Annotated in this window: 10 protein-coding genes; 6 read left to right on the plus strand and 4 right to left on the minus strand. The window is 35.2% G+C overall.

Annotated elements, in window-relative coordinates; translation table 11 throughout:
• Positions 1–565 precede the first annotated feature (565 nt).
• The 4 genes from FTT85_RS17255 to FTT85_RS17270 all read left to right on the plus strand — a co-directional run bounded on the left by FTT85_RS17255 (position 566) and on the right by FTT85_RS17270 (position 4,377).
• Entirely contained in the window at positions 566–1,573 is a 1,008-nt protein-coding gene (locus FTT85_RS17255; RefSeq protein WP_168379848.1) for a replication initiation protein, read from the plus strand.
• Positions 1,574–1,678: 105 nt separating this feature from the next.
• Complete coding sequence (locus FTT85_RS17260) at positions 1,679–2,245, plus strand: plasmid replication DNA-binding protein (protein ID WP_257232194.1); 567 nt, start codon at positions 1,679–1,681, stop codon at positions 2,243–2,245.
• Positions 2,246–2,560: 315 nt separating this feature from the next.
• Positions 2,561–3,721: an ATP/GTP-binding protein gene (locus FTT85_RS17265; protein ID WP_180184049.1), complete on the plus strand. Its 1,161-nt coding sequence runs from the start codon at positions 2,561–2,563 to the stop codon at positions 3,719–3,721.
• Positions 3,721–4,377: a DUF3226 domain-containing protein gene (locus tag FTT85_RS17270; RefSeq protein WP_180184050.1), complete on the plus strand. Its 657-nt coding sequence runs from the start codon at positions 3,721–3,723 to the stop codon at positions 4,375–4,377. The genes FTT85_RS17265 and FTT85_RS17270 overlap by 1 nt, the downstream gene beginning before the upstream one ends.
• A 128-nt stretch (positions 4,378–4,505) precedes the next feature.
• Here FTT85_RS17270 and FTT85_RS17275 read toward each other — a convergent pair whose 3' ends face one another.
• Together FTT85_RS17275 and FTT85_RS17280 are read right to left on the minus strand one after the other, a co-directional pair.
• Complete coding sequence (locus FTT85_RS17275) at positions 4,506–5,204, minus strand: hypothetical protein (RefSeq protein WP_180184051.1); 699 nt, start codon at positions 5,202–5,204, stop codon at positions 4,506–4,508.
• 129 nt (positions 5,205–5,333) lie between these two features.
• Complete coding sequence (locus tag FTT85_RS17280; RefSeq protein WP_180184052.1) at positions 5,334–6,011, minus strand: recombinase family protein; 678 nt, start codon at positions 6,009–6,011, stop codon at positions 5,334–5,336.
• A 120-nt stretch (positions 6,012–6,131) separates the two neighbouring features.
• Here FTT85_RS17280 and FTT85_RS17285 point away from each other — a divergent pair, with 120 nt between their 5' ends.
• The gene (locus FTT85_RS17285; RefSeq protein WP_180184053.1) at positions 6,132–6,713 is read left to right on the plus strand and encodes a hypothetical protein; all 582 of its coding nucleotides are present in this window, start codon (positions 6,132–6,134) and stop codon (positions 6,711–6,713) included.
• 65 nt (positions 6,714–6,778) lie between these two features.
• Complete coding sequence (locus tag FTT85_RS17290) at positions 6,779–7,018, plus strand: hypothetical protein (RefSeq protein ID WP_180184054.1); 240 nt, start codon at positions 6,779–6,781, stop codon at positions 7,016–7,018.
• 450 nt (positions 7,019–7,468) lie between these two features.
• Here the strand turns inward: FTT85_RS17290 and FTT85_RS17295 are convergent, their stop codons facing one another.
• Positions 7,469–8,545 (minus strand): hypothetical protein, encoded by a 1,077-nt coding sequence (locus tag FTT85_RS17295; RefSeq protein ID WP_257232195.1) that lies wholly within the window; start codon positions 8,543–8,545, stop codon positions 7,469–7,471.
• Between the two features lie 1,796 nt (positions 8,546–10,341).
• A complete protein-coding gene (locus FTT85_RS17300; RefSeq protein ID WP_104472883.1) occupies positions 10,342–10,545 on the minus strand; it encodes a hypothetical protein in 204 nt (67 codons plus the stop codon).
• Positions 10,546–10,772: the final 227 nt, after the last annotated feature.

Consider the following 10,772-nt stretch of genomic DNA (forward strand, 5'->3'; position numbering starts at 1 on the left):
AAAGTAGATCACATGCTGATCTTTGCACCTAGACCGAGCGAAGCGAGCATAAAAAACTTATGAGCGAAGCGAATTCCGAGTTGTTTTTGCTTTTTATTAAATTCTAGATGGTATTAACCAAAAAATTGCCCCAACGAACTGAGCGAAAGCGAAGTTCAATAGAGTTTGAGCGTAGCGAAAACCAAGGGCAATTTTTCATTTACTAATTTTAAAAGCTTTATTAAAAGCTTTTAATAGCTTTTAAAAAGCTTTTAAAAAGCTTTACGGCCAGTCTCAATGTATTGCTATATCAGTGTTTCAGACACTAAAGTGGGGGCGAAATGTTAGGTTTTTGACTTTAAGTGGGGGCGAAATGTTAGGTTTTTGACTTTAAGTGGGGGCGAAATGTTAGGTCAGTGGGGGCGAAATGTTAGGTCAGTGGGGGCGAAATGTTAGGTCAGTGGGGGCGAAATGTTAGGTCAGTGGGGGCGAAATGTTAGGTGGTAATCAAGATATGCTTGACTTAATAAGTGGGGGTAAGTAGTATTAAAAATACCACCACATAATAGAAGAATAGTGATTTTAGATGGCTGTATCATTAAAGAAAATTAAAAATTTTGAGGAACATGACAAATCTCTTTTTCCTCTTGCAGCACCTGCCAAACGTTATCCAAAAGACTATGCTGTCTTTCAAAATATTTTCTGGCAATTGAAGCATGAGAAATCACCAAAAGACGATATTCTAAAATTGCTATTCTTTTTTAGCCCTAAAGTTCGGCTAGCATCAGATCCCAATGAAACAACAGAATTCACTGTAACAGCTAAAGAATATGCTGAATTGACGGGCTTAAAGCCAAGCAGTGCTTATGTAGCCTTAAACCGAGTAGTAGATGCTCTCTACGACCACAGTGTAGTTTTTTATCATCCTGGAAAAGATCGAGATATTCGAACAAGACTCATTAGTACATGCTCATACAAGGATGGATGTTTTTATATTTCTTTCACGCATTTTGCCCTATACATTATGTATGTTTTTAATAAACAAAATTCGTATACAAAATTTAAAGTTAAATCGGCTGTTGCCTTACATGGTCACGGTTTAAAACTTTACCCATTCTTGGTACAAAATGAATTTCGGTCTAATTTCGATGTATCCATCAAAGAATTAAAAAGTGCTTTAGGTCTGGCAGAAAATTCATACCCAGAATATAGAGATTTCAAAAGTACTATTCTTAAACCCCACATTGATGACATTAACTCTAAAACAGAACTTACTATTGAGTTTAAAGCAGTCAAGAAAGAAGGACGCAAAGCTAGTCATGTTAATTTTATAGTTAGAAAAAAGAAAACTATTGGAGCTAATCAACAAAGTGAAACTAGTAGTAACCAAGAGCAAAATAAAATAACTGCAAAAATGGTTTATTTAACGATAATTCAAAGTGAAGAATTGAGCTTGAGATTCAAGGAATCTGGTGAGACTACAGACGAATTAGTAGAAAGAATAAAAATTGATTTTAAAAATAACGAAGGTAATAGATGGATTGAAAAACTAGCAGAATTCAATATCGACTTTACTATTGAACAAAAAGTTTGAAAAATTGCTGCTATACCTAGAAAAGTACGATTTAATTCAAAATAAGATATATGTTCAGCTAAGATGTTCAGATGAACATCCTTAAACACGCGCTGAGGGATTACATTGAACAAAACAAAATTTAGCGTTATGGACGCTAGTAAAGCCTTTAAAAAATCACGAACAACAATCTATGAAGCTATAAAAAATGGTGAATTATCAAGGGATAATGATGGACTTATAGATCTATCAGAATTAATAAGAGTTTATGGAAATCCAATTGGTGTTCAGTCCAGTACACGTACTGAACAAGTTCAAAGGGATGCACCTGTACACGTCCAGTCTGAGGTTGAAAGTGTCCTAAAAGATCAGATTTCCTTACTTAAAAATCAGTTAGATTTAGCAAATCAAAGAGAAAAGTCTTTGATGCAACATATTGAAGATCTCACTCATAGAATTGAGTTTAAAGGCACGTTAGAACAGCCAAAACAAGAAAATACTAGTAAGCTAAATGAATCTACTAATCTAAATATAGCAACAGATCCTCGGCCAGAGATTGAGTCTAACTATGACGCATTGACTACTTTTGGGGAAGACAACAAGCGTATACCTATTCCTGAACACGTTGAACCGGAACCTAAAAAAAGGGGACTATTGGGCCGTTTAGCTCGGGCAGTTTTTACAGATGAGTAAGGTTTTATTGTTATTTTTAGCTAAACAAAAGTGTGGAACATTGCTTACTTATTAAGCGTGGAACGTGAACAATCACTAAAAAAGCCCAACTGAGTACGGTTGGGCTTTTCACATTAACATAAGTAATTGAAATTTAATGAGAAATTAAAAGCATTTCGTATAAGGTGTATTATGTTAATTTTAGAAAAACTAATTAAGGTATCTTTATCCATTAAACATATTATGAAATAAATAATGTCTAAGGTTGTGACTCAAAATCTTTTTTCTATATACAATTGAACAATTAGGTATGTTCTCAAAACTACAAAGGACTTCATGTTAAATTCTCTTCTTATTGAAAATTTTAGATCGCTAGAAAAGTTAGAGGTTCCTCAGTTAGGACAGATTAATCTAATCGTCGGGAAAAATAACTCCGGAAAAAGTTCAGTTCTAGACGCTTTAAAATTATATGCAAGCTTTTCTGACGAAGGTACGTTAGTTGACATTATTGATGAACATGATGAGTTCTATATTCTAGAAGAAGATAGTTCACTATCCCCTTATGAGAGCTTATTTTATGGAAGAAGATTCAAAGAAAATCATAAAATTATAATTGGTGAACTTAATGACCCAGAAACTAGATTATCAATTGAAGCAAGTAAAGCAGTTGAATTACATTTACCTGTAGACAAGGAAAGTGGAGGATTCTTAGCTTATCAAGTATCGTATCAAGATATAGATGATCAGAATGAAGGCAGTTTTGAAGAAGATTCAAATGTCGTGAATACTTTTAAAATTACTCAAAATAAAAAAACTAAGAGGATCATTTTAGATAATTTGGCAGATCGTATATATCGCAATAGAAATCGTAAAACAAAAATGAATATCAAATCCTATAGCGATATTACGACATCATTCATTTCAAATGATGAACTTGCAGATGCTTGGGATAAAGTTGGGCTAAGAGATTATGCTTCAAAGGTATTGAAGGCCCTTCAGATTATCGAACCTAAAATTCAAGCAATTAACTTTGTTAATGCTCAAGATTGGGGACGCTCAAGTCTATACACAAGAGAAAAAGAGCGTCGTATTCCTCTAGTACGTATTGAAGGTGTTGATTTCCCTATCCCTTTAAAAAGTATGGGAGATGGGATCATTCGATTATTTCAACTCTCTTTACGCTTATATGAAGCAAAAGATGGTTTTTTATTTATTGATGAGTTTGAAAATGGTCTACATTTTGGTGTCCAAAAACAGGCTTGGGAAACTGTTTTTGAGTTGTCAAAATCTTTGAATATTCAAGTTTTTGCGACTACACATAGTTGGGATTGTATAGAGAGTTTCACTCAAGTGGCATTAGAAAGAACTGATATTGAAGGTTGCCTTTTCCGTATAGGAAAACCAACTAGAGGTCCGATGAAAGATAAAACTACGGCCACCATCTTTACTGAAGATGACTTGAAAATCTTATCGCAATCCCATGTAGAAGTTAGATAATGCAAAAAAGTAAGTTAATTGTCGAAGGAAGTTCTGACGAATTCTTTTTTAAAAAAATGTGCCTCAAACATGGGTTTGATGTAGAAGTTGCTGTAGATACTCCCTCTATCTTTGGAGGAAGGGATACCAAGCAAGGTGTTCTAAACATTCTACAAGTTGCTATTAAGCAGTTAGAGAGTTCTTATATTGAAAGACTAGGCATTATTATCGATTCTGACTACATAGTGAATGGAGGTGGATTAGAAAACACTCTTCTCCAAATCCATAATAAAATTAAAGATCATGGTTATCCATCACCATATCAAAGGTTTCCTAACTCTGGTATCTATTTTGAAGGTGAAAATGATTTACCAAAATTAGGTGTATGGGTTATGCCTAATAACTTAGATGAAGGAATGCTCGAAGATTGGATGTTAAGTATTTGCCATCCAAATGAACAAAGTTTTTTAGATAATGTTACTCAAACAGTTACGTCTATTTCATCTCCTAGATTCAAAAAGATCCATGAAGCAAAAGCTATTAGCAATACTTGGTTAGCATGGCAAAAAAATCCAGATCATGGATTTTACTCACTATTTAGAGAAGGTCTAATTGATGAAGATCATATAAATTATAGGAATTGGTTAGATTGGATGAATGAGATTTTTATACGTTAGGAAGTAATAAAGAAGAATAGGGTAGCCTTTGTTAGAGTGCTTCTGAGAATGATTTAGCTCTGTTTAAAACATTCTGTAGGCTGTTTAAACGCCATTCTTTACCTGTATACAGTTAATCACTCAGAAATCTAAAGCTTTTTGCCTTCTAAGCAGTCTTTATAATTCGCTATTGCATACATCATTGGAAAACTTTTATCGTTATAACTCAGGTTAAATGCTTTTACATCATTTAAAAAAACATCTATATATTTTCTATCTTTATAAACGTTCAAAGTCATTTTTTCTATTTCTGAAAAAGGAATATTGAGTTCAATAGAACTCAATCGTGCCCTGGCTGCATGAAGTGCGCTTTCTGAGTAAATTCTACAATCTTCAACATCTATATCTTTCTTGATCTGTATATCTGCACACTGAGGTATCCATCGATGTTCAAACTTTGTTAAATGCCGTAGCTGTGAATAATCGTTATCTAAGGGACTATATTCATCAATTGAATAGTTAGTTATATCATTTGCATACATTGTTGCTATGAATCGTTTAGCGCCAACATACCCACCAAAGCTATTTTTACTATTTACAGTTCCACAATACACTTTTTCACTTTTGCCCTTTTTAAATGTGAAAATTGCTGATTCAGGATCAATTAAATCCTCTTTAATCGAAGCCTTAATTATATTTTCTTGTTCAATTCGCTTTTGTTCTAATTCTCTTTCTTTCTCCTCTTGCAAAGCTTTTGCTTGAGCTTCTTTTTCTAATCGAAGTTCTTCTTGGCTTTTACCACAACCTACAATTCCCAAAATCAAACAGCATAAAATTAGTTTTTTCAAAAAAATTCCTCATAATTTTTTATATCTAATTGATTATATAGTTTTTTATCAACAAATATCAGATGTATGTATACGGTGTTTAACAATGCGTACTTCCCCAAAAACTAATCTCGTTAAATTATCCAAATATCAAGCTGCTTCTGATAATTCTTTAGCTCTGTTTAAAACATTCTGTAAGCTGTTTAAACGCCACTCTTTACCAGTAGGACTCTTAACGCCATGTTGGTTCAAATAATCAACTAGCTTTCTTTGGCTCATTGTTGCTGCTAACGGTATCAACATACCTGCTATCTGCTTTGCAAAGTCATTAGCTTGCTCTTTACGCTTGCCATTAGTGGCTTTAATGTTTTCTTTACCCATCACACCCATAGGCTCGCCACGTGCTTTCTTAGCTGATAACGCTGCTTTGGTACGCTCGCTGATCTTAGCTGCTTCCCATTCAGCAAACGCTGCTAATTGCGTTAATACTAAACGTGAGTCACTTGTCCCATTACTCAAGGCAGGCAAGTCTGTAAACTCAATCTGTACCTGATCCAGTAGATCAAGGAAAAGTTTAACGTTACGTGCTACCCGATCTAGCTTTGCTACTAACAATACCGCTTTATTCTTCTTTGCATCAGCTACTGCTTTGGTCAACTCAATTCGATTCACCTTTTTACCGCTATCAACTTCCACGTATTCGGCTACTACTTCTGCATCAGGTTTTGATTGCAGATAGATTTTAACTTGCTGCTGTTGTGCTTCAAGTCCAAGACCTGAACGACCTTGCTTGTCTGTTGAAACTCGATAGTAGATAACGTATTTCATGGCTGACCCAAATAAGTAATGAACATTTAGTGTTGGGTCAACAATAACATAAAGATTGATTCAAGAGACAATTAATCATTAAGATACATTGATTTTTAATCAAATTTTAAAGAGGGTAATATGGTCTATGCCATAGTAATAATAATTGTCTTAATCTTCTGCCTACTTATATATATTGGAGTATCAAAAGGTATTGAAGACGGACAACAACTCGGTGATAAGCTTAAAAGTCTGCCTGATTTTAATTCAGAAAAACTTTTATTAAAAAGTGGAGATGGAAGATTAAAGGGATTAAGTATTGATTCAGTCAACCGAAAGATTTGCTTTATCGATGGAACCAACCTAATTGTAAAACAATTTAAAGATGTCCTTGAAGCTGAGTTAAAAATTGATGGGAGTACAATTACGAAAACATCTAGAGGCAGTCAAGTTTTAGGCGTAGCTGTAGGAAGTACACTAGGTGCAATATTCGGTGGAGTTGGAGTTGGTGCAATGATAGGAGGACTTAGTGGCTCTACTCAATCAATAGACAAAATTAAAACTATATCTCTTCAAATTCTAGTTAATGATTTAACTAATCCTGTACATGAAATCACACTAACCAATTTAACCCCGATTAAAACAGCGTTAGATGAAGCAAAAGAATGGAATGGGATATTTAAAGTCATTCTATTTCAAGGTGAAGAAGAGCGTAGACAGTAAGATTGTACATGGATAAATTTTAGGTATAAATATCAGATGATTAGCAGTAAAAAAGGTAAAGGAAAATGATAAAGCAAACATTAGTTATATTATGTGTATTAGGACTTACAGCTTGCGGGTCTTCAAAAAGTGATTCAGAACGAGAAACTGAAACAAAGAATCAGGAAGTAGCATTAAATTCTTGCATACAAAAAGGGGTTAAATACTATCAAGATTTAGGTTCTTACCCTACTTTGTCTACTGGTGAAAGTGCTGATGTAAAAATTAGAGATAAATGTAACTTTAATATTAATATGTTCGATTAGATTAACAGCAGCGAAATGCCATAAAATACAAGAAAATGCTAAATAATTTATTGTTTTTTAGTAGACTTCTTGCGTTAGTCAAATTTTAAGCAGTCAAAAGCTATATTTTATAAGGTTTTAGCCAATTCAAAAAATTAGATAAAACTATACTTTCGCAAGAGGTCTAATTGTTAAACCCTCACTATTCAAGCGATTCGCATATAAAAATTATGTTATTCAAATCAAGTAGCGAGGGGGAGCGTATTTGTCTAACAAAATGGTTAGCTTTAAACTGATAAATTAGAGAGACTGTAAATAAAACTGTATTTACACAGAATTATTTACACCGGTAATACCCCCATTTTTAATTGAATTAATAGATAGAAATTTTCTCATGAGGGGAATTTAACAAATTATTTTTTCAATTGCTAAAAAAGAATGAAATTAATACTGGATAGGCTCTTAGTGAATTTACTCATCTGCAAGTACTTGTAAATAAAGCTCATCTGCTTTTTGAGCAATGGCTTTACCGTTCTCACGCATTTCTAATTCTTTAGCTACATAGGCTTGAATCGGTATGTTGTAATAGCCACCACCATAGTAGTCTTTAATGAGTTTCAAAGGCACTTCCACACCATGCTCATCAAATAAGTTACGTCTGTAAGTGTACTCATGAATCGTATCCGCATAGGTCGGCAATCGTGGTAGATAGGTCAAGTGTGGTGTAGCAATTTCCATCTGCATCCATGTTTTCTGCTTCTTAGACCTGTACTTTAAAAAACGCTGTGCAAAATGGATAATCTGCCCTGCTTGGGAACGGCTTGCTTTGAAAACAGACCATGTTTCAACCATCAGGAATAGATTTTTAATGTCGGCTCGGTTCTTCTCTGCTAGAGAACTATTTTTTTGACTGGCCAATTTATTAATAGAATCAGTAAATTTAGTTTTAATTTTTTCAATACTTTGCTTTGTATATCGCCAAGTCCACGTATAAGCCCTTACTCGGTCTTTGTAGTCTTTTTCATCACCCAAGATGAGCTGTTTATAAGTCTTATGCGTATCTCTAAAAAGCTCCATAGTCACTAGGGCAGTGGGTTTGACAGCAATCGGATTTTTTAAGACAAATTGTTTTGGCTCATTATCTTTGAAGTAGTCTGCAATCAAGGTCTTTTCTGCTGAGATCGAATCAAGATCCCACTTAAAGCCTTTGTACTTCTCTTTAAGAGTCTGAATCTTCAAACGCTCCGACTCTTTGGCAAGTTTATTAATCTCAATACCGTTGAAAGTATTGAAATCTCTACTTGTAGGCGTAGTGAATAAGCAATACAGAAACCATTTATTTTCATTAAAAACATCTCTTTGCACGATCATCGTGCAAATAGGATGACCCTTTTCTAGGCGGTAAGAACGCTGTCTTGGTGAAATACCCAACTCATAACGCTCTGTCATCTTATCCAAAACGGATTCAATGGATTTCTTAGAACTGTCGTACTCAAAGCTGAAATAAAAATATGCGCCATTGGCAACATGGTCAGCGAGCCGTTGCATTGTAAATTTTGTGTGTGGACTAAAAATTATCATCCAAAATATTTCCAATCATTGTTATTAAGGGTTAATTCACAAAATACGCTGTTTTTTGATCAAAAACTAGCATTGTAATCGAGTAAAAGGATTTTTGGTTTTAAGCTGTTTTTTGCTTTTTCCATAGCGAAGCTATGGTGAACTTGCGAAGCAAGTTTTAAGGACTTCTAGACGGTGTTTGTAAGAGGGTAATAAGTAGTTCCATGCGAACGCACCTAGACAGCATATTTTTTGTGCATTATGATTTTCTCATCAGTTGTGAAGTGTGTCTGACCAACGCACCTAAAAGACCTAACCGTTTTTTAGTGTGCCGTTAGGCACACTAAAAAATTTGATTTTCAACAGCTCACAGTGGAAAGGTTGACAGCCTGAAAACTGCTTGACGAAGCGGACTGCCATTTAACTGTGGCTCGGTACGCTTTGATGAGGGCTGATGAGGGGTGGCTTTTTTGCCTACCCTCAAATTCTACTCAATCCACTTCATTGTTGGTTCTTGAAGTTGGGCGACAAGGAAACGGAATCACCGAAAGGTGGCGAATGGGTTAAACCCCATTCTAGGCTGAAAGGGCTGAAATCCTGCTTTTGAAGAAATAGTGAGTGAAATCTATAGATGGAGAGTAGCGTTAATAACTACCGTTCTTCGCTGAATCTTTATGGTTTGGCGAGGTGCGTGGCACACACGATGGCTTCTGCGGTATTCGAGAGGGTACAGGCGATCAAGGTGAAAGCTGGCGAGAGTGGCACTTTTGGGTCAGGTGGTGAATTTGTCGTGATGACATTCCATTTTGGCTCGAAAGGTCGATGTATAGCTTAAACGTGTTAAAGGTGGGGAGAGATCCTCATCGACTGTGCTAAGTAAGTGTTCTACCCACGATGATATTTTTTAAACTGCGGAATCGGTATTTTGGAACTGCGTACCGAAAAGCAAGGAAAAGGTTTAGAAAATTAGTGGATGAACGTACTGCTTGTTAAGACTTCATTAGATAACTTGGGACGCACTTTTATGTCATTAGGTTTTGTCACCTAAGTTTTTGAATAACTAATTTTTAGTTATCGGCATAGATGTGTTGGAGCGATCTTTAGTAGCGCATATAAGGCAGATGTTTTGCCGAAGTTGTACTGTAATAATTCTGAATAAGTTGTTGTTTTTATTTGTAAAATAGATAGTGATCTATAATTACAGGTAAAATTGATAATCAATAAGAATTTTCTTTTGAGTTGTTTTATCAAAAGTTGGTTAAAAAACCATAGCTACCGTTGTCAGAAATGACTTGTTAAGGGAATCGTGGTTTTGCGAAAGAGTGATGTTGAGGCTACAGGGGACTGTAGTTGAGTGTGTTACTTCCTGCATGGTCATAGTGCTTGAAGGCTGTGGATTTAAAGCCACAGGAGAGTCAAAAAGGTTAAATGGGGATTGGTCTCCCCTGCTGTTCGAGTTGGTCGCTCGGACTAAACTAAACTTCTGAAGACATAGTTTTTCGAGGTTGTTATCCACCATAGGATAAATATTTTCTGATTTTATGAATAAAATTAGCGTTTTAAAGTTTGGTGTTGGTTGGTTGGCAATCGGCACTTCGACAAAATTTTACGGTGCATACGTTATAAGCATTTTTTAGACCCCCTCGGATATTCTTGCCAACAGAATATCGAAACGAGGTGGGTTGTCTAAATGCTCACCATTTGCGTTTTAAGGCACTTTAAACTAAACCCTATAGGTGGGAATAGGAGTGACCAATAAAACGCCAAATACAGCAAACCATGCGCTATAAATCCACATCTCTTGGTGTATCTTGCTCGCGATCTGTCATAAAATCTTCTAACCCTGTTGGGTCATCATGGTTTTTAAAGAACTCCTCCCAAGTTACTTCATAAAAGACACCATCTTCATTGGCTCTAAACCATCGTGGTTTGTTGAAGTTCTTCCTCGAGAGAGAAACCAAATCTTCATCTTTTTTATCTTTGCTCATCTCAGATCCTCTTTAGCGAGTGTCTACGAGCGACACAACGAAAATTTGCGCTTAGACTCCCTGAAAAACTGCTTTTTAAAATATTTGCTTCAACAAATTGAAAGTAGATCACATGCTGATCTTTGCACCTAGACCGAGCGAAGCGAGCATAAAAAACTTATGAGCGAAGCGAATTCCGAGTTGTTTTTGCTTTTTATTAAATTCTAGATGGTATTAACCAAAAAATT

The sequence above is a fragment of the Acinetobacter sp. YH01020 genome (genome assembly GCF_013420275.1).
Taxonomy (GTDB): Bacteria; Pseudomonadota; Gammaproteobacteria; order Pseudomonadales; family Moraxellaceae; genus Acinetobacter; species Acinetobacter amyesii.